Source organism: Desulforhopalus vacuolatus (assembly GCF_016918505.1).
Classification (GTDB): Bacteria; Desulfobacterota; Desulfobulbia; order Desulfobulbales; family Desulfocapsaceae; genus Desulforhopalus; species Desulforhopalus vacuolatus.
The window spans coordinates 1-20,581 of the sequence record NZ_JAFFPZ010000039.1; the positions used below are offsets into that span (position 1 = coordinate 1).

The 20,581-nt window shown below is 49.0% G+C and carries 17 protein-coding genes; 10 read left to right on the forward strand and 7 right to left on the reverse strand.

The window, feature by feature from the left end:
* Nucleotides 1-333 precede the first annotated feature (333 nt).
* The 3 genes from JWG39_RS14620 to JWG39_RS14630 all read right to left on the reverse strand — a co-directional run bounded on the left by JWG39_RS14620 (nt 334) and on the right by JWG39_RS14630 (nt 3,356).
* Nucleotides 334-1,737, reverse strand: a complete 1,404-nt coding sequence (locus tag JWG39_RS14620; RefSeq protein ID WP_205220180.1) for a sigma-54-dependent transcriptional regulator — start codon at nt 1,735-1,737, stop codon at nt 334-336.
* 123 nt (nt 1,738-1,860) lie between these two features.
* Nucleotides 1,861-2,433: a hypothetical protein gene (locus tag JWG39_RS14625; RefSeq protein ID WP_205220181.1), complete on the reverse strand. Its 573-nt coding sequence runs from the start codon at nt 2,431-2,433 to the stop codon at nt 1,861-1,863.
* A 467-nt stretch (nt 2,434-2,900) separates the two neighbouring features.
* Nucleotides 2,901-3,356: an acyl-CoA thioesterase gene (locus JWG39_RS14630; RefSeq protein ID WP_205220182.1), complete on the reverse strand. Its 456-nt coding sequence runs from the start codon at nt 3,354-3,356 to the stop codon at nt 2,901-2,903.
* Nucleotides 3,357-3,995: 639 nt separating this feature from the next.
* Between JWG39_RS14630 and JWG39_RS14635 the strand changes: the two genes are divergently transcribed.
* From JWG39_RS14635 to JWG39_RS14650, 4 genes are all read left to right on the forward strand, one after another.
* Nucleotides 3,996-5,132, forward strand: coding sequence for an AI-2E family transporter (locus tag JWG39_RS14635; RefSeq protein ID WP_205220183.1), 1,137 nt, complete (start codon nt 3,996-3,998; stop codon nt 5,130-5,132).
* Complete coding sequence (locus JWG39_RS14640; RefSeq protein ID WP_205220184.1) at nt 5,129-6,283, forward strand: aminotransferase class I/II-fold pyridoxal phosphate-dependent enzyme; 1,155 nt, start codon at nt 5,129-5,131, stop codon at nt 6,281-6,283. The genes JWG39_RS14635 and JWG39_RS14640 overlap by 4 nt, the downstream gene beginning before the upstream one ends.
* 208 nt (nt 6,284-6,491) lie before the next feature.
* A complete protein-coding gene (gene yhdJ / locus JWG39_RS14645; RefSeq protein WP_205220185.1) occupies nt 6,492-7,361 on the forward strand; it encodes an adenine-specific DNA-methyltransferase in 870 nt (289 codons plus the stop codon).
* Between the two features lie 264 nt (nt 7,362-7,625).
* A complete protein-coding gene (locus JWG39_RS14650; protein WP_205220186.1) occupies nt 7,626-7,775 on the forward strand; it encodes a hypothetical protein in 150 nt (49 codons plus the stop codon).
* 464 nt (nt 7,776-8,239) lie between these two features.
* Here the strand turns inward: JWG39_RS14650 and aspS are convergent, their stop codons facing one another.
* Together aspS and hisS are read right to left on the reverse strand one after the other, a co-directional pair.
* Nucleotides 8,240-10,033: an aspartate--tRNA ligase gene (gene aspS, locus JWG39_RS14655; protein ID WP_205220187.1), complete on the reverse strand. Its 1,794-nt coding sequence runs from the start codon at nt 10,031-10,033 to the stop codon at nt 8,240-8,242.
* A gap of 89 nt (nt 10,034-10,122) precedes the next feature.
* On the reverse strand, nt 10,123-11,385 hold the full coding sequence (hisS, locus tag JWG39_RS14660; RefSeq protein WP_338032229.1) for a histidine--tRNA ligase: 1,263 nt from the start codon (nt 11,383-11,385) through the stop codon (nt 10,123-10,125).
* 275 nt (nt 11,386-11,660) lie between these two features.
* Here hisS and JWG39_RS14665 point away from each other — a divergent pair, with 275 nt between their 5' ends.
* Both JWG39_RS14665 and JWG39_RS14670 read left to right on the forward strand, forming a co-directional pair.
* On the forward strand, nt 11,661-12,677 hold the full coding sequence (locus JWG39_RS14665; RefSeq protein ID WP_205220188.1) for an NAD(P)H-dependent flavin oxidoreductase: 1,017 nt from the start codon (nt 11,661-11,663) through the stop codon (nt 12,675-12,677).
* A 95-nt stretch (nt 12,678-12,772) separates the two neighbouring features.
* Nucleotides 12,773-14,350, forward strand: a complete 1,578-nt coding sequence (locus JWG39_RS14670) for a tRNA nucleotidyltransferase/poly(A) polymerase-related protein (protein WP_205220189.1) — start codon at nt 12,773-12,775, stop codon at nt 14,348-14,350.
* A 312-nt stretch (nt 14,351-14,662) separates the two neighbouring features.
* Here the strand turns inward: JWG39_RS14670 and JWG39_RS14675 are convergent, their stop codons facing one another.
* Nucleotides 14,663-14,854: a hypothetical protein gene (locus tag JWG39_RS14675; protein ID WP_205220190.1), complete on the reverse strand. Its 192-nt coding sequence runs from the start codon at nt 14,852-14,854 to the stop codon at nt 14,663-14,665.
* 239 nt (nt 14,855-15,093) lie between these two features.
* Here JWG39_RS14675 and ychF point away from each other — a divergent pair, with 239 nt between their 5' ends.
* The 4 genes from ychF (at nt 15,094) to modC (ending at nt 19,308) form a co-directional block, all read left to right on the forward strand.
* Nucleotides 15,094-16,194 (forward strand): redox-regulated ATPase YchF, encoded by a 1,101-nt coding sequence (gene ychF / locus JWG39_RS14680; protein ID WP_205220191.1) that lies wholly within the window; start codon nt 15,094-15,096, stop codon nt 16,192-16,194.
* Between the two features lie 640 nt (nt 16,195-16,834).
* A complete protein-coding gene (gene modA / locus JWG39_RS14685) occupies nt 16,835-17,581 on the forward strand; it encodes a molybdate ABC transporter substrate-binding protein (protein ID WP_205220192.1) in 747 nt (248 codons plus the stop codon).
* A complete protein-coding gene (gene modB / locus JWG39_RS14690) occupies nt 17,582-18,256 on the forward strand; it encodes a molybdate ABC transporter permease subunit (protein ID WP_205220193.1) in 675 nt (224 codons plus the stop codon).
* Between the two features lie 2 nt (nt 18,257-18,258).
* Nucleotides 18,259-19,308 (forward strand): molybdenum ABC transporter ATP-binding protein, encoded by a 1,050-nt coding sequence (gene modC, locus JWG39_RS14695; RefSeq protein WP_205220194.1) that lies wholly within the window; start codon nt 18,259-18,261, stop codon nt 19,306-19,308.
* 67 nt (nt 19,309-19,375) lie between these two features.
* Here modC and JWG39_RS14700 read toward each other — a convergent pair whose 3' ends face one another.
* Nucleotides 19,376-20,056: a haloacid dehalogenase type II gene (locus JWG39_RS14700; RefSeq protein WP_205220195.1), complete on the reverse strand. Its 681-nt coding sequence runs from the start codon at nt 20,054-20,056 to the stop codon at nt 19,376-19,378.
* Nucleotides 20,057-20,581: the final 525 nt, after the last annotated feature.

The following is a 20,581-nucleotide window of genomic DNA, read 5'->3' on the forward strand; positions in this document are numbered from 1 at the left end:
CGTAATGAAGCAAGACAGCAGGCAGCAGAACAGGCAGCAGCTATGCAAATACACAAACGAAAATGCAGTCCACGACCACGAAAACGGTTAAAAAAGAAACATGCAATTTTCTAACCGGACACCACTGAATTATTACTCATTTGTAATCGCCAAAAAAGATGTCCACGCAGTTGCGTTCTCTGGTCAATACAAAATGTAAATGGTATCACAAGTCGCTAAAAACGTGTAATTTTAAACTTCAATGTTCGCCGGGTTACTGTCTCCAGACAGTTGGCGCAGCTGTGGTCCATCCTGATCATAAAGAAGTTATTGTCAACGAAGATGCTTTCTTTATTATTTTTCTCTCTTGAGATCGTATTTCTTTATTTTGCTGTACAAGGTTTCCTGGGCAATGTCCAGCAGCCTGGCAGATTGTTTCAGGTTCCATCCTGTCTCCTCCAATACAGTTTCTATCAGCGTTGATTCTGCCTGGCTAAGAGATCTGGATGCAAGCTGAAGAGTAAAATTGTCTGTCTCAGATGGCGGGGAAGGATGAAACGATACAGGAAGATCACTCTCCTTGAGCGTGCTGCCTTTACAGAACATAACCGCGCATTCAATCACATTGATCAGTTCCTTTACATTCCCCGGCCATTGATATGTCTTCAATCTTTCCATAGCTGCCTTGGAAATAGCAGAAATATTTTTATTGAGTTTTGCTGAGTATTTTTCCACAAAATGGTTCACAAGGAGAGGAATATCCGCTGCTCTTTCCCGCAGCGGAGGGATGTGAATGGGAACCACATTGACCCGATAAAAGAAGTCTTCCCGAAAGCTATTTTCCTGCACCAGTTTTTTAAGCGATTTGTTGGTGGCACAGACAATCCTTACATCAACTTTCATGGATGTAGTGCTGCCAGCCCGCTGGGCAGTACCTTCCTGCAGAAAGCGTAAAAAAGAGACCTGAACCGGAAGTGGAAGGTCTCCGATTTCATCCAGGAACAGCGTGCCTTTGTCTGCCATTTCCAAATAGCCCTTTTTCATGGTGGCAGCACCGGTAAACGCCCCTTTTTCATGCCCGAAGAGTTCACTGCCCATCAGGGCTTCGTTGATGGTACCGCAGTTCAATTCAAGGAAGGGCCTTTTTTTTCTGGAACTTTTGTAATGAATGGCCTGGGCAACTAATTCCTTACCAGTACCTGTTTCTCCTGTGATCAATACCGTCGCATCTGTTGAGGCAACCGCTTCAATTTTTTCAAATATTTCGAACATGCTCCGGTCACGACCAATGATGTTCTCAAAGCGGTTATTTTTACGTTGATCCTTGAAAAGATACAGATAGTTTTGTTCTAATAAATTTTTATGCTGGGCAATTTTGTCTATGAGACATCTTATCTCTTCGAAATCACAGGGTTTACTCAGATAGTCATGGGCACCTGTTTTGATGGAAGCCACGGCATCCGGGATAGAGGGAGATCTGGTAATAAGAATCGTAAAAATATCAGTGTAGCGTTTCTGAATTTCCTTTAACAGCGATATACCGTCCATCCGAGGCATTTTTATATCGGTTATCACAACATCTGCGGGGAATGACGTCAGTATGCTCAGTGCTTCCAGGCCGTCAAAGGCTGTTTTAAATTCAATATCACTGCTTTCCATAATTTGGAAGAATAATGTATGAAGACTTTTCTCATCATCAACAAAGAGCAGTTTCAGCTTTGTCGGAAGGGACGGCCAGTTGTGGGGAGTTGTGGACATAGTGGTTTTATTACTAGAGTTTAGAGTTTCGGAAAGTTTCGCAGAAAAGAGAAAAATGGCATAAAGAACAGAAAAACATTGGCAGAGATCAGATGCATGGCAGCCTCAGAAATGTAAAAGAAATTAGATGTCGCCCAGGGAATAGTCATCACCAAAAACCTTTTTGCCAATGTCCAGCCTAAACTCCTCAGAGGGCAGTTCTGATTCTTCTCCAGGCCATACGAGTGCTTTCCTGATACACCGGCGTGGATCAGCCCCTCCATCATCCCGACAGATACTGCACTCATAATCCTTTTCCACCTGCTTGCCGGACACCATGATCATCTCTCCCATGGGTGTACCCTTTTGGGATACCGCACAGGCCCTGATGCATCCGCAATCCAGTTCAAACAGCACCGTCGCAATTGCCTCAGGACTCTTTTTCCCCATGTATGCCATGATACCGTCAATGGCCTTTTTCCTCACATCTTCGACTTCCCTCAGGTGAGCATTAACCTCTTCCATATACGCTTGCCCGCTCTTGCTGGAGAGTGCCTCCTTTGCCTCCTGGATGATCCGTTTTTTCATCTCCTGCTGAACCTTTTCGGCATTCCATTTCGGGTGCTTTTTTTTGAGCGAATCGGCCTGTTTCTTCCATTTTTTTATCAAGTCTTTGGACTTGCTGTCGATCTCTAAACCCTTATTTTCCTCTTTCATAACTCTCCGTTCCTCTCTAAATTATTGAATTTACGCTGCCCGCTCTATGCGTGCGTATTCCAGGAAACCTGCCTCTTTAAAAACTGCGTGAACATCTTTTTTGACGATTACGAATGGATAAACAGGATGTAAAATTGATCTCATTGTAGAAACGTCTGTTGTTGGAGAAGCCACCTGTTGTGCTGAAGACGCCCAAATTGGGCGTCTCTACAAGGACATCCTTTCCATAAAGACAACACCATATTGTTACCACAGGGTTCTCGTAGCAGAATTGCATCTGAATTCGCCAATGCAAAATGGAATTGGGATTACTGGGAACCTTGAATACTGTCTTTTGCTTTTCCCTGTCTCCTGTCTCCCGTCTCCTGTCTCCCTGCCTTTACATTCGCCAAGAGAAAGTGAAATTGGCATTTGGCAAGGTCATAACTTAATAGGAATGGTGTAAATGGTATTATTCAAGCTACCCTTTAGGCGAAAGCCGAGACAAAACCCTTAATCCGCTCGTGATTCACCAGTTGTTTTTTGCCATCTCCATCCATAGAGACATAAGTCATGGCTGCGTTGGTGACAAGATAGTGCTCGGGCCGCCCCGTCTCAGGCAATCCCGGCCGCACCCAGACTTCGAGGTTGATGGTCAGGGAGGTTTTCCCCACCTTCAGGATTCTGCCGTAGCAGCACACCGTATCCCCCACCCGTACCGGGCGGATAAAGACGATGCTGTCCGCCGCGACAGTGACAATACGGGTTCCCGTCAGCTCCCGCGCCATCATCCCTCCGGCGATATCCATCTGTGACATAATCCAGCCGCCGAAAATATCGCCGGAGGGATTCGTATTGGCGGGCATGGCAATGGTGCGTAGAATCAGCTCTCCATTGGGCTTCTCGGGACGCTTCCTGTCGTGTTGTGTTATACTCTCATTCATAATATTCACCTGAAGCGGAAATGTGTGGAGAAGAAGAAAAGTTACCGGCAGGCACTCTTTCATTCTTCCCAGTAACCATATATAGTCTTGAATCTAATAGTAAATTATTATCTACTATAGAAAATTATACGTTTCTATAAATCCTTAAAGATCTTCGATAAAACCGAAGTTTAAAAGATTCTCCACGTATGTACTCGATAGACTCTACCGAGCTGCAATATCCATAGCTGCTGTAGTACAACAGTTTACACAAATTATAGGGATTGCAGGTTCCTTTTGCTTTCAATTTTCATTATGCATGTTTTATTTATAAATACAACCGTTTAAGATAGTATTCTTTGAGTAAAAGTATCTTTATAACGTTCTACTATATACTACATTTTACTACATTAAAAATGAATCTATACAATACTAAAAATTTTGAACACTATAATTGTAAATTCCCTTCTGTAAACCACATAAGGGTACCTTGAAAAACCTTGTATTTATTTCATATTCGAGGCACAGAAGGACATGTACATTTTGATAACACCCGAAAATCTGGCCCATCCGCTTCAACGCGGAGAATGAAGACTTGATCAACAGGGAGATAAACTTCTCTTCCGACCTCTACTGATTTTCCACCTGCTGAACACAAAAATGACGAAGGAAACAATCATACGGCTGACCCTTATCGGTCTGCTTCTTTTCATTACCGTGCTTTTCCTGAAGATGATCGAGCAGTTTCTCATGGCCATCTTCATGGCAGCACTGCTGACGGCGGTAGTGAAACCGCTGCACAGCAGACTTACAGTTCTCCTCAAGGGGCGCTCCACGCTGGCAACGATTATAACCCTCCTCGGCATTATTTTACTCCTTGTCATTCCGCTCTCCATTCTCGCCACCATGATGGTGGGACAGGCAATCGTCATTGGCCAGTCGGTAACCCCCTGGGTGCAGAGTTTTATCAACCAGCCCTCCTCTGCTGCCCACTGGCTTGAAAATCTCCCCTTCTACCACGAATTTTTGCCTTACCGCGATGTTATCCTGCGTAAAGCCGGTGAGCTGGTCGGCACCCTCTCCACCTTCTTCATCAATACCCTTACCGACTTTTCCAGGGTAACGATCAATGCCCTCTTTTCCGCCATAATCATGCTGTATGTGATGTTCTATTTCCTCAATATGGGGAATCTGCTGCTGGAGAAAGTTCTCTACTTCCTGCCCCTTGATGACTCCAGCGAGCGCCGCCTGCTGCGCCGTTTTACCTCAGTAACCCGGGCAACGCTCAAAGGAACAGTGATCATAGGAGTGATGCAGGGGACTATCTGCGGCATAGCCTTCGCCATCTGCGGTATTGAGGGGCCGATTTTCTGGGGTTCACTGATGGCGGTTTCCTCGATCATTCCCGCAGTGGGAACAGCACTTGTCTGGTTCCCGGCTCTGCTCGTCATGATGTTTACCAGCCATTATCTTAACGCCACAGTTCTGCTTGTCCTCTGCGGCATTGTTGCTGGCAATCTTGACAATTTTGTCCGTCCGAGACTCGTCGGCAAGGATACGGAAATGCATGAACTCTTTGTCCTCTTTGGCACCCTCGGGGGGCTCTCCATGTTCGGTCTGCCCGGCATCATCATCGGTCCCATCGTCACCGCCCTTTTTATTACTCTGTGGGAGATCTATGGAGAGCTCTTCCGCGAATACCTGCCCAAAGTAGAAATTGCACTGCCTGTCAAAAAGACAGGCCCCAGGCAAACACCAGAAAACAAAACACCTCAGAACAGCAGGAAGAACAGATGAGAACAGCAACACGCATGAAAGAAATCGCGCCCTTTTACGTCATGGAACTGCTCGCCCGGGCAAAAGAACTTGAGGCAGAGGGCCGTTCCATTATCCACATGGAGGTTGGGGAACCCGGTTTTGAACTGCCGGAAGAGGTCAAACAGGCGGGCCGCGACGCACTCGACGCCGGACGGACCCACTACACAGCAGCTACCGGTATCCCGGAACTGCGAAAGGCAGTGGCCGAATATTATGCCGAGTACGGCGTAACGGTGGATCCGTCACGGGTAATTATTACTCCCGGTTCCTCCGGGGCACTGCAGCTCGTGGTGGGGGTGTTGTTCGACAGTGGGGAAGAGGTACTTATGACCGACCCCTGCTATCCCTGCAACAAACACTTTGTACTCACCTTCGGCGCAGTGCCAAAACTCCTGCCAGTGGATGCCGGGAGCAACTTTCAACTGACTGCAGAGAAAGTGGCAGCAGCATGGGGTCCACAGACCCGGGGGGTTATTGTCGCGTCTCCCTCCAATCCAACGGGGACACTCCTTGAGGAGTCCGAACTGGAAAAAATCTTTCAGGTTGTGGAGAAAAACGATGGCGTGTTAATCGTTGACGAAATCTACCACAAGCTGGTTTTCGGCCGCCCGAGTTGCACGGCACTTGCCCTCAGTGACCGCATCATTGTCCTGAACAGCTTCTCCAAATATCATGGCATGACCGGGTTGCGGGTGGGCTGGATGGTTGTTCCTGAGGAATTGATTCAACCACTCACCCGACTGACACAGAACCTCTTTATCTCCCCGCCTTCGCTTTCTCAATATATGGCGCTCCGGGCCCTGGAGAGCGACTGCACCGTTATTTTCGAGGAACGTCGCCGGACCTTTGAAAAACGACGGGACCTTCTGCTCGCCGGTCTGCGCAAACTCGGCTTTTCCATTTCCGCTGTTCCTGAAGGCGCTTTCTATATCTATGCCAACTGCTCCGCGTTCTCTGACAACTCCATGATTTTCTGTTATGCCCTGCTGGAGAACGCCGGAGTGGCAATCACCCCGGGAAAGGATTTTGGGACTCACCAGGCCAAAAGCCATGTCCGCTTCGCCTGCACCGGTTCTTCTGCTGAGATCGAAGAGGCACTCCGCCGACTGCATACCTTTCTGCAGAGCTGAGCCGAACTCTTTTAGGATTTTCTTTGAACAGATAAAGACAAGACAGGAGACGGGAGACGGGAGACGGGAGACGGGAGACAGGATGATACATTAATTTCATTGCAGAAACATCTGTTGTGAGATGAGCCTCCTGTTGTGCTGAAGACGCCCAAATTGGGCGTCTCTACAAGGACATCCTTTCCACAAAGACAACGCCATAAAAGAAACAATGAATAAATTTGAAAACAATGGACATAAAATATATAAAGGAGATGCTGTTGAAATTCTTCAAAACAAAATTGAAGATGAAAGTGTTGATTTGATATTTGTTGACCCACCCTATAATATAGGGAAAAATTTCAATGGGCGAAAAGACAAGTGGAAAAGAGACGAGGATTACCTGCGCTGGTGTTATCAATGGATTGACTTGCTTTTGAATAAGCTTAAAAATACCGGCAGTTTATATATAATGACATCGACTCAGTTTATGCCATATTTTGATATTTATTTACGAGATAAAATTGAAATTTTATCTCGTATTGTTTGGTCATACGATAGTTCCGGAGTTCAAGCTAAAAAATATTATGGTTCAATGTATGAACCTATACTTTTTTGTGTAAAAGATAAAAATAAATACATTTTTAATTCCGATGATATATTGGTTGACGCTAAAACAGGTTCGAAGCGAAAGTTGATTGATTACCGTAAAAATCCACCACAACCTTATAATACGACAAAAGTGCCAGGTAATGTTTGGGAGTATCCAAGAGTACGATACAGAATGGATGAATATGAAAAACATCCAACACAAAAGCCAACAGTACTATTAGAACGAATAATTAAAGCAAGTAGCAATAAAGGAGATACCGTTTTAGATCCATTCTCTGGAACTTTTACAACTTCTTATGTTGCTAAGAAACTTAATCGCAAAAGTATTGGGATTGAAATAGACGAGGGGTATTCTAAAATTGGAATCAGGCGAGTTTTAGAACAATTTAAGTTAAACGGTGAAGATTTAAGTTCTGAACCAGAAACGTATCAAATTCAAAAGTCCCAACAGCAAACATTATTTGAGGAAAAACAAAAATATGAAGCATAATTTTACGGAAAAAATAAAAGAAGGCTTATATTTCGTTTTAGGGCCTCATACTATTCCTATTAAATTATGCCCCGTTTAAGGAGGCCCAATCCCGGTTGTATCTGCTCTTAATAATTCCGGGAATTGCTACTGGTTTATTCCATGAGTTACAAGTCATTCCACCGTTCTCGTTACGTTTACCGTCACCGTGTAGACAAGGCATGCCTTGTCTCTACGGTGGTGCGGCAACTGTAGCGGTAACCATCGCCGGAAAATCGCGAAATAATGCAACGCCATGTTGTCACTACGGGGATAACAGCGGGATTGCATCACCCTGGTGAAATATCAGCACGACAGTGGTTTCGGCAATGTTGTGCTGTAGACAAGGCATGCCTTGTCTCTACGGGTGGTGCGGCGACTGTAGCGGCAATGTGACGGGATTGTCATTATAATACCGCTCAAAATCCCGGGTTTCCGTTTTTTTAACTCGGCATGTATTCTGGAAGGGAGATGTCTTTGTAGAGACGCCCAATTTGGGCGTCTTCAGCACAACAGGCCTCTCATTCCACAACAAACGTCATCAAGATACCCCTCAGATTTTGTTACCCTGCTTTCCCAGTCCTTCCCGCTTTTATTCAAAAAAATCTTTGTTCTCAAATGCTTTTGCCTTCTTTCACGTGTTTCGTGCGTTTCGTTGGTTGCCTGTCTTTCGCTTTTCGTTTTCCTTCGCGTTCCTTCGCGTTCTTCGCGGTAAAAAATTGTCGTACCGTCTTTTGCCTTTCCCTTTCTCCCTTCTCCTTTCTCCTGCCTCCCTTCCGAGACGTTCCCAACAGCGGACACAAAAAAGCCCGGACACCTTGCGGTGGCCGGGCTCTAAAAACCTCTGAAAAAAATCGCTGTCAGACCTCTTGTTCCTTCCAGTCAGGGCGAATATGAAGCTCGGTGAGCTGTCTGCGCGAAACAGATGACGGTGCATTCGTAAGCGGATCAGTCGCCTTCTGTGTTTTAGGGAAGGCAATAACCTGACGGATCGAATCACTGCCGGTAATGATCATCATCAACCGGTCAAGGCCAAAGGCAATACCACCATGGGGCGGTGCGCCAAGCGCAAGGGCACGGAGCAGAAAGCCGAACTTCTCATCGGCCTCTTCTTCGCCAATCCCGAGCAGTTTGAAAACGCGGCTCTGAATATCCATGCGGTGGATACGAATGGAGCCGCCACCAATCTCGGTGCCGTTGAGTACAAGGTCGTAGGCCCGGCTGAGGACATGACCGGGATCACTCTCCAGCTTGTCCATATCTTCCTCACGCGGACAGGTGAAGGGGTGATGAACGGCCTGGTAACGTTTCTCTTTTTCATCATAATCGACAAGAGGAAAGTCTGTGACCCAGACGAAATTGAAATCATCCTTCTTCAGCAGGCCAAGGCGACGGGCAACCTCAAGCCGCAGCTCACCGAGCACCTGGTAAACAATCTTCTGCGAATCTGCACCAAAGAAGAGCAGATCACCCTCTTCAGCGTTGAGGGCTGTGGCAATCGTCTCGCGCTCCTCATCGGTGAAGAATTTAGCAATCGGGGACTGCCATTCGCCACCAGCCTTCATTTTTACCCAGGCAAGTCCTTTGGCACCGAATTGTGTAACCCAGCCGGTGAGATCATCCAGCTCTTTCCGAGAAAAGGTGGAACACCCTTTTGCGTTAATGGCCCGCACAGCACCGCCACTGTCTGCCACCCCTCGGAAGACCTTGAACCCGCAGCTGGCAGCGATCTCACTGAGATCCACCAGCTCCATGCCAAAACGCATGTCGGGACGGTCAGTACCAAAACGGTTCATTGCATCAGCGTAGGTAATACGCGGGAAAGGCGGGGTGAAATCGAGACCAAGGGTCGCCTTGAAAAGAGTCTGAATCATACCTTCGTTGATCTCAATAATCTGCTCCTCATCAACGAAACTCAACTCCATATCGATCTGAGTAAATTCCGGCTGACGGTCAGCACGGAGATCTTCGTCGCGAAAGCATTTCACTATTTGATAATAGCGGTCCATACCGGCAACCATCAACAGCTGTTTGAAGAGCTGCGGGGACTGCGGCAGGGCAAAGAATTTTCCGCTGCTCACCCGGCTTGGCACAAGGTAATCCCGCGCCCCTTCCGGAGTTGATTTGGTGAGCATCGGCGTTTCAATGTCGAGAAAGCCGAGATCGTTGAGATAATTACGCATGGTCTGCACCGCTTTGTGGCGCAGTATCAAATTGGCGGTCATCTCCGGACGACGCAGGTCAAGATAGCGATACTGCAGGCGCAGGTTATCGGAAACCTCGGACTCTTCATCAAGAGGAAACGGCGGAGTTTCACTGGAGTTGAGGATATACAGTTCATCGATCAACACCTCAACCTCACCCGTAGCCAGCTTCGCGTTGGCCATGCTTTCCGGACGGCCTTCAACGTGACCACGAACGGCAAGCACCCACTCGGGACGGAGCTGATGTGCCTTGGCATGTACTTCAGGGTTGATCTCCGGATTAAACACGATCTGTGTCAAACCTTCACGATCGCGCAAATCAATAAAAATGACACCACCATGGTCGCGTCGCCGGAGAACCCAGCCCATCAGGATAACTTCTTTGCCAATATCCGCCTTGCCGAGCGCATTGCAATGATGCGTGCGACGTAAATTTCCGAGTGATTCCATTAGCCTGTTTTTTGTTGAGTGTTGCAGGAAGGATGTCCAGCCCGTCTTCCTGTATAAAAAGGATCTCTCTATCTCTCTAATTTGAAGACTCAGAGCAGATCATCCAGAAAATAGAAGGCCTCTGCTTTCAGCTCCAGTTCCATCTGTTCGGCGTCGCGATCACGCATATTGCGCAGGACCCCCTTCCCAGTGGCCAATTCTTCATCACCAATGATGAAGACAAAGGAGGCGTTTTCCCGATTGGCCAGTTTCATCTGTGCTTTCAGGCTGCGTCCTTCGTAATCCAGACCGACACTGAAACCGTCCTGACGCAGTTCCCAGGCAAGGCGGGAGGCTTCTTTCTGTCCCTTGTCACCGAGACCGGCGATGTAGATATCGAGGGGTTCAACTGATTCCTGAAAGTCCTTCTCCGACTGCTGCATAAGCAGAATAATTCGTTCCATCCCCATGGCAAAACCAATTCCGGGAGTTCCCGCTGGACCACCGAGAAGCTCTGCCAGACCATCATAGCGTCCACCGGCGGCAACAGCAGCCTGGGCACCGAGGTCACTGGTAATGAATTCAAAGGTGGTGCGGCAGTAGTAATCAAGACCCCTCACCATAAACTTGTTCAGACGGAAAGGGATGCCAAGCCGTTCCAGTCCCTGCTGCACGGCATTAAAATGATCTCCGCACTCCTCGCATAACCATTCCTGAATAGACGGAGCATCGGCCATCAGCTCCCGATCTGCGGGGACTTTGCAGTCCAGCACCCGCAGCGGATTGGTTTCACTGCGACGCTGACAGTCGGAACAGAGTTTATCTTTGCGTTCATTGATGAAGGCCAGCAGTGCCTCGCGATACGCGGGACGGCATTTCGGACAGCCAAGTGAGTTAAGTTCAAGGCTGACATGTATGCCAAGTTCAGAAAAGAGCATCGCTGCGAGGGATATCAGCTCAGTATCCAGCAGCGGACTTTTGCTGCCAAGCACCTCAATATCCAGTTGATGAAACTGGCGCAAACGCCCTTTCTGCGGGCGCTCGTGGCGAAACATCGGCCCAATGGTAAAGAGACGCTGGACCGGTTTCTGCACCAGCAGACCATTCTCAATCACGCTGCGAAGCACGGAAGCCGTTCCCTCCGGGCGCAGAGTCTGCTTTTTATCAACGAAGGTATACATCTCCTTCTCAACGATATCGGTAGTATCACCGATGGCACGCTGAAAGAGAGCGGTCTCTTCGAGAACAGGTACACGAATTTCATGGAAGTTATATTGCTCAAAGACAGTCCGGGCAGTATTCTCCAATATCTGCCAGAGTTCAACTTCACCAGGAAGAATATCCTTGAAGCCTTTAAGAGCCTTGATTTTCACTGGGTTCTCCTTATTGCATTCCTGTACCCGGGAAGGTACGCGGCAGGCAGTATGTAAAAAGGGACCGATTCTGCAAAGAAGCGGTTGTCTTTTGGCGAATCAAAAATTATATAATGTAGCGTTATAATCAAATCTTGTCAAGAAATGCAGGGGTATAGTACCGTGTAGAGAATTTTCGGAAGCTGCGAGCCTTAACATACTCTGTCAGGCTTGACAAATTCTGTCCCGCAGTTCAATATTAGTTATTTTGCTTAATAAAAAAGGAGACGGCACGTATGCAATTACCCTCACTTTCCATTGCCGGACTAACGGCACCTTTTCCTCTTATTCAGGGAGGAATGTCCATTCGGGTTTCAACGTCCGCTCTCGCGGCGCCGGTGGCGAACAACGGCGGAATAGGAGTTATCGGGGGTTCAGCGATTCCCACGGAAGAACTGAAGGCCGATATACGCAAGGCAAAGGAGAACAGCAACGGAATCATTGCTGTAAATATCATGTATGCCATGAAAGATTTCTATGACCTGGTCATGGCCTCCATTGATGCCCGCGTAGACATGATTATTACCGGAGCAGGTTTCTCGCGGGACATTTTCAAAATTGGTCGCCAGCACAACATGCCCATTGTCATGATTGTCAGCACTCCCGGACTGGCGAAACTGGCGGAAAGACTCGGTGCCTCAGCCGTTATTGCCGAGGCAAAAGAGGCCGGTGGCCATCTCGGTACAAACAAACCACTGCGAGAAATTTTCCCGGCCATCCGTAAAGTAATACGCAAAATCCCGCTTATCGCCGCCGGAGGGATCACCAACGGCTATGAAATGGCCGAGATGATGGATAAATACGGTGCAGACGGAGTGCAGATCGCGTCACGCTTCATTCTCAGTGAAGAGTGCGATGTGGCTGATGAATACAAACAGGCCTATCTTAAAGCGAAAAAAGAGGATATTGTCCTCACCTCATCTCCAGTCGGCATGCCAGGACGGGCGTTGAACAATCCTTTTGTCCAGAAATTGAATGCCGGTGAGGATGTGAGCACCAAACAATGCCTGTGGAACTGCCTGAAGAAATGCGATCACCGCTACTGCATCAGCGAACGGCTGAAAATTGCCCGCGCCGGCAATGTGAAGGAGGGTCTGCTCTTCTCCGGTGAAAACATGTTCAAGATGGACAGTATCCTGCCGGTGGCAGAAATTTTTCGTCGATTCAAAAAGCAGGCAGAATCAGTATACAAAGAAGGAATCGGCTTCAAACCGCAACCCGGAATTGATGACGAAGACAACGGGGCAACTTGAAATAACGTATGACTGGTTATTCAATGTTCCCAACTCATAAATACGACAGGGGCGGCTGCACTGCGGTACACCCCTGAAGTGCTTCCCGTGGCCTTATGAACAAAGACAACAAAGTGCAGAAAAAACCCGAAGAATTTCCAGATATGGCAGAGTGTGAGCCAACCATTATTCTACCCTCGAAACACCCCATCACCATCGAAATGATCGACAAAGACGCTCTCTTTGTCCTCAAGACTCTCAGCGAGGCCGGTTTTTCCGGATGGCTGGTAGGCGGCGGAGTTCGCGATCTCTATCTCGGGAAAATTCCAAAGGATTTTGACATCAGTACCGACGCCCGCCCCGGCCAGCTGCGCAAGCTCTTCAAGCGCAGTACCACCATCGGCCGGCGTTTCCGCCTCGTGCAGGTTTTCTGCGGAGCCAGCAAGGCCATCGAAGTCAGCACTCTGCGCTCCCTCAGCGAACACGACCTTGACGGCCCGGAAGCAGTACTCGCCCCCAACAACACCTTCGGCACCCTGAGCGAAGACGCCCGCCGCCGTGATCTCACCATCAATTCTCTCTTCTACGAAATTGAAAACCAGACCATCATTGATTATGTTCACGGCACGGAAGACCTGCAAAATGGTATCATCCGAGTCGTGGGAGATGCCGAGCGCCGCTTCATTCACGACCCGGTACGGATGATGCGTGTCATCCGTCACGCCACCCGTAACAGCTTCAAGATTGAAGAAAATTGCTGGAATGCGCTGCTGAAAAGTGTAGATAAACTTGCCCTCTGCCCGCCCTCAAGACTGCGTGATGAGTTCTTAAAGGATCTCTACAGCGGAGCCATTGCATCGTGGTTTGAAGTCGCTGTGGAATCAGGAATATATTCTGCGCTCTTCCCCATCTATGCCGAAGCCCTCACGCAGGAAACGACAAAAGAGCAGCTTACCGCCATCTTCCGCACTATCGACCGCACCAATCTTGAGTGCCAGAAATCCGGCGTTCACCGCCAGCGCGACTTCTTCCTTCTCGCCCTTACCCTTATCCCCTGGGCAGAACACAACTTTCAGATCATTTCCATTCCGAGAAAAGGCGCAGTGCTGTTCCAATATTCCAATATCATCCGTGAAGCCATCGATAACAGCATAGGCCAGTCTCTCAATCTGAGTCGCTCCCTTCGTCAGGAAGTGACCAGCCTGCTCGTCCACCTCGGCCAGTTGATGCACAACCGACTCAAGGAGAAAAAGGACGAGACCAGTGAAATCACTCCGGCACTCTGGCCCAAGTGGCTGCAACGCAAGAGCTATTTCGCCAAGGCCCTGCTTTTTTATCAGTTCTGGCTTGAAGCAACCAGCGGGAATGCATACATCCCGGCACAAATCGAAGAGACGCAACAGGCAGATCAGCCTGAAGAAAAGAAAGAGTCCCGTCCAAAGCGCGGACGTCGCGGCAGCAGGAAGAGTTCCACGGTAAAAAAGGTGGAGGCTGGAGAAACTGCAGACAGCGAAAAGCTAATAGAGACCGACAATAACAACACAGGAGTAATCTCTGATATCGAAGAGGATATTGAAGATATCCCCAGCCCTGGTGAGAACGCCAAAAAAAATGGCCGCAGCAACGGTAAATCCCGGAGCCGTGTCGCCTGGGCACCCAACACCCCCGGTGGTGTTTTTGGCCTGCGCAAGTAGATTTTTCACACAGACCGCGTCCGGCCGCCTGCGGCTGGACGGGGGGAAAAAAGGGAGACGGGAGAAGCAAAAGGCGGAAAGACAATTTTTTTACCGCGAAGAACACGAAGGAACGCGAAAAGCGAAAGACTGGACAGCCAACGAAACACACAAAATATTTTCGGGAATTACTACCAGTTTATTCCACCAATGGTTGTGTCATTCCACCGTTATCGTTACGTTTACCGTCACCGTGTAGACAAGGCATGCCTTGTCTCTACAACGACATTGCGGAGAACCACCGCCGTACAGATTTTTCACCAATGTTGATGGTCACATTCTTTGGTCAATACAAAATGTGATTGGTATAACACGAAAAGTGTTCAGCAGAGACATGCTGTCAAAACGGTCCGGCAGAGATTCGGTACCATCCGCATCGAAAACTGGATCCTTAAGAAGCGACAGAGTCGGGAATTTCAGGAGGTGATGGATAACGTCGCCGTTCTCCCCTGTCAGCAGAATCATTGCCTCAACCTCCTCACCCACTTACCGACGCGCCAATCAGCCCCGCCGGAAAATCTGACCGGTCCGGCACTTTCAACTGCACACTTCTGAAAAACCCGTTTAGAATTCCTTGAAAACATGGTAAAAACGGCGTACCTGCGCGGGAATATTTCCGCCCTGCCTTATTATTTCAGGAACACCGCGAAGATTGCATATATTCAGCAAATCCACGGCTCCTTTTCACCATCCCGGAGAGAAACATGGCTCTTAGTATCGGAATCGTTGGCCTGCCCAACGTGGGCAAATCTACCCTTTTCAACGCGCTGACAAAAGCGCAGAACGCCGAAAGCGCCAACTACGCCTTCTGCACCATCGAACCCAACAAGGCGGTCGTGCCAGTGCCGGATGTGCGCCTCGGGCAACTCGCAGAACTGGTCCACCCCGGACGCATCGTCAATTCAACCGTCGACTTTATCGATATCGCCGGCCTTGTTGCCGGAGCCTCCAAAGGGGAAGGGCTTGGCAACAAGTTTCTCTCCAATATTCGCGAGACTCAGGCTATCCTCCATGTCGTCCGCTGCTTCGACGATGACGATATCATCCATGTTGAGAGCTCCATTGATCCCCTGCGCGATATTGAGACCATTGACACCGAGCTTATTCTCTCTGATGTACAGATCATCGACGGTCGCTTTGATCGCCTGAAGAAACAGAGCAAAGGGGATAAAAACATCGGACCAAAACTTGTTGAAGTACAGAATCTGCTGGAACATCTCAATACCGGCAATCCCGCCCTCACTTTTGCTGGCAGGGATTCCGATTTCATGACCGAATTCCTTCGCGAGACCAGCCTGATCACCTCCAAAAAGGTAATCTACTGCGCCAATGTCGACGAAGACGGTCTCAGTGAAGACAACGACTACGTGAAGAAGGTGCGCGAATTTGCCATACAACGGAATGCTGAGGCGGTAAAGATCTCCGCACGGATGGAAGAAGAGCTGATCGGTCTTGAAGATACGGAATATGAAGAGTTTCTTGAATCCTATGGAGTCACAGAATCTGGCCTCGACAAGATCATCCGCACCAGTTTCCACACCCTCGGCCTGATCAGCTTTTTTACCGCTGGCGAGATGGAAGTGAAGGCCTGGACCATTCACGACGGCGACAAGGCCCCCCGCGCCGCCGGTGCCATCCATACCGATTTTGAACGGGGTTTTATCCGCGCCGAGGTTATCGCCTGTGATGACTACCTCAAACACGGTTCCGAGGCCGCCTGCCGCACCGCCGGTGTACTGCGCAGTGAGGGCAAAGAATACCTGATGAAGGATGGCGACGTCGTTCACTTTCTCTTTAACGTATAAGGGAGGAAGGAGAAAGGAGACGGGAGACGGGAGACGGGAGAAAGGGAAAAGCAAAAGGCGGAAAGACATTTTTTACCGCGAAGAACGCGAAGGAACACGAAGAAAGGCAAAAGACGGTACAACAGATTTTTTTGCCAACGAATAAAGGCTCGAATAATACGAAAAGGGCAAAAGACCATTTTTATCGCGAAGAACGCGAAGGAAGGCGGAAGAAGGAGACGGGAGAAAGGGAAAAGACGACAAAGCTAAAGACTGGATACCCGCGAAATATATACGCCACATTGTCACCACGGGGTAATAACGGTGACCTTACACATCATTGGTGAAATACGGCACAACAGTCATTCCGGCGATGATGTAGAGACAAGGCATGCCTTGTCTACACGGTACCGGTAAACATAACGATAACGGTGGAATGACTTGTAACGCATGGAATAAACTGGTAGCAATTCCCGGAATTATTAAGAGCAGATGCAACCGGAATTGGGCCTCCTTAAACGGAGGCATAATTTAATAGAAACAGTCTCATACCACAACGGACGTCATCAGGTTTTGTTGCCCTGCTTTTCCCATAATTTTTTTGAAAAGTTACATGTAAGTGTTTTCTATTACGCAGATAATTTTATAAAGAGGATTCAATATGTTGAAAAAAATCTGTATTGTTCTTTCCATTCTTCTCTGCTCCACCGCAGTGCAGGCAGAAACGCTGAACATCTCCGTTGCCGCCAGCATGACAAACGCCTTTAAGGAGATCATCAGCGTATTTAACGATCAAAATCCCGATACAAAAATTCAGCCCAACTTCGCCTCCTCCGGTTCACTGGCAAAACAGATCGCTCAGGGTGCCCCTGCCGACCTTTTTGTCTCCGCCAACCCGAAGTGGATGAAGTATCTCGTTGACAATGGAATGATTGAACCCGGCACCGATATCGTCTTCGTTGCCAACAGCCTTGTCTTCACCGGAAACCCGGACAGTACAGCAACAGATATGGCGTCCCTTGTTACGCTGAAGCGGATTGCCATTGGCACGCCACAGAGTGTACCGGCCGGTCAGTATGCCAAAGAGGCCATGGAAAAAGCAGGTGTATGGCAGAAGCTGAAAGACGAGAACAAGCTGGTTATGGCCAAAGATGTCCGCCAGGCTCTGATCTACGCCGATCGCGGTGAAACAGACGGTGCCTTTGTCTATCGCACTGATGCTCTGCTTGCCAAAAATGCAAAGATTCTTTTTGCGGTACCGCAGGCACTCTACAGCCCTGTAGTTTATCCGATGGCAATCACCACTGACGGAGCAAAAAAACCGCAGGTTACAGCCCTCTACCACTTCATCAAAAGCGATACGGGCAACACCATCCTTGAAAAATACGGTTTCAAACCAGTCCTCTAAATGCTCTCTCCAGACGATTTTACCGCCATTCGCCTTTCCCTTGAGGTAGCAACCACGGCAACCCTGCTGGCTCTCCCCGCAGGGTTTGCCATTGCCGCACTGCTCGCCTTCAGCCACATTCCCGGCAAGGCAATAATTGAAGGAATTGTCAATCTGCCGCTGGTCCTGCCACCGGTGGTTGTCGGGTATCTGCTGTTGCTTTTCCTCGGACGCCATGGCTGGCTCGGTTCCCTGCTCGACCGCTTTGGCATCCAGGTAATCTTCACCCTTAAAGGAGCGATTATTGCCTCCTCCGTGGTAGGTTTTCCACTTTTGGTGCGCTCCATCCGCCTTGGCCTGGAGTCCATCGATAAAAACTGCATCTTTGCCGCGCGTACCCTTGGTGCCAGCTGGTGGGACACCCTCTTCACCATTACCATTCCACTCAGCTTCCGCGCCATCCTCGCCGGTATGACCCTGATGTTTGCCCGCAGTCTGGGTGAATTTGGCGCCACCATTATCCTCGCCGGTAATATCCCCGGTGTAACCCAGACGATTCCCCTTGCCATCTACCAGTATACCTCCATGCCCGGAGGTGATTCCATGGCGTTGAGTCTCTGCCTCGTCTCCATTATCCTCTCTTTTATGGTACTGCTGGTGAGTGAAGCGATGAACCGCCGCCTGATACGGAACTGACGATGCATCTTTCAGTTGATATAAAAAAGAACTTTCCCGGACTTAAACTGCACTTTGACTTTACCCTTGAGGCCAATCGCTGTGGTATTCTCGGCCCCTCCGGCTCAGGAAAATCCACTCTGATGAACATGCTTGCCGGGCTGCTCACACCCGAATCCGGACATATCGTGCTCGACGGTGATACACTTTTCGATTCCTCCAGGAGCATCAATCTGCCACCCGAGAAACGCCGGGTGGGGGTCGTTTTTCAGCACTCCCATCTCTTCCCGCACATGAACGTGGCAAAAAATCTCTTCTACGGCCGCAACCGCCAGTTGGCCGGGGCCGCCCGCATCGACGACGCCCAGCTCATCAGCGTACTGCAGCTCAATTCCCTGCTCGAACGTCAGGTTACCAGTCTCTCCGGAGGCGAACAGCAGCGGGTCGCCCTCGGCCGGACCATCCTTGCAAATCCCCGCCTTATTCTTCTCGATGAACCGCTCTCCGGCCTCGATGAAGCATTGAAATATCAGATTATTCCCCACCTTCGCAAGGTCTTTACCGAGTTCACCATCCCCATGCTCTTCATCAGCCACAGCCTTGAAGAGATGCGACTGATGACGGACGACCTGCTGCTGATGGGTCACGGTGTTATCGACCGACAGGAGAAGACAGAGGTGCTGGCGCGCGGGACTGTTTCGGAGAGAGGCTTTGTCAATATACTGAAGCTGGGAGAGGCCCAAAACATCGACCGACTGCATCGCCGCAACTGGGGAGAAAATAATCTCTATCTTGTTGCATCCGGCGAAACCGCCCCCGGCCGCTTTCAAATTAACGCACGGGATATCATGCTCTTCAAGCAGCACCCGGAGGCGTCGAGTGCCCGTAACATCCTTAACTGCAGGGTAAGTGCACTGCGAGATCTGGAGTGGTTCGTGCGGGTAGAGATGGAGCTCGGCGGACAGCGATTGATCGCCGAGGTCGTTCCACAGTCAGTGGAAGAACTGGGGCTTGCACCCGGAGTCGAGATTGTTGCGGTGGTAAAAGCCTCGGCCTTTCACCGGTTGTTTTGAAAACGGCGTGAGGGTTCCTTGAAACAGCCTGCATTCCGTTTACATACAAGGGTGTTCAAGGTTCCCTTTACTGTTTTCCGTCCACGGCAATAATTTGTTCAACAATATCTTCCATGGTTCCTGCGACGACATCAGGTTGACGGTAGCGGGGATGATACGGTGCATTTGAACGGGTGATACAGGCGGCATGCATCCCGGCGGATAATGCGCCGTGGGTATCCCAGTCGTGGGCGGCCACAAGGCGCAACTCATTGAGTGGTCGATGTATACGCTGAGCAACAAACTCGTAGACCCTGGGATCAGGTTTAAAGCTTCCGGTTTCTTCGACGGAGACTATCTCATCGAAATACTCCATTAGACCTGCATTTTCCATCTGACTCTTTATCAGGTTGAGAGAGGAATTTGAAAAAGCCACTGTACGATAACCGGCAGATCGCAGACGGGTAAGAGCGGGCTTGATGTCTGCGTGAGGAGGCAAGCTGGCAAAGCTGTTGAGAATATCGTTACGTATTGCCTCGGATATCTGCACATCCAGGCGGGCAGCAACGGCATCCAGCATATCACCGGCCAGCGCTGCGAAAGTAGTTTTAACCTCTGTTACTATGCACACTGTCGATGAGTGCAACAGCATTGAAAACCACAGTGCAGTGACGGATTCATTGCCAAAAGCTGCCTTGAACTGTGGTTTCAACACACTCAGATCAAGAACCGTTTCATTGATATCAAATAATATTGTGTCTCGCGGCATAACGACGACCTCCATAGATTTGTTTTGGTTCAGCGGGGAATGGGCAGACAGGATGATACATTAAGGAAACCTTGAACATGAACGAAATGCAAACGATTTCAAGGTTCCCTTCATTCTATCCGTTGCGGGATAAGCCCCCTGTTGTGCTGATACTATGGGGACAACCAGCGGAATTTCATTAACATTGGTGGAAAATCGGCACGGGGTGCTACACGCTATGTTGTTGTGTAGACAAGGCATGCCTTGTCTCTACGGTGATGCGGCAATCGTCGCAGTAACTATCACTGACAGCCAGTAGTGTCCGGTTAAGATTTTGCATGTAGAAAAAAATAAATTACAAGGAGAAGTTTTTTTCTTGACAAATAAGTGAAATTCCGAGTTTGCCCTCCTTAAAAGACTAATCTTCTAAGGAGGTTACGATGGATTTTGTAACTTTTCGCTCCCGGCGATATGCTGTCCCATCACAAACACACTTACTCAAACCAACAAAGCAGGCCTTGGTCAATGCACCACCGCTTCGATCAA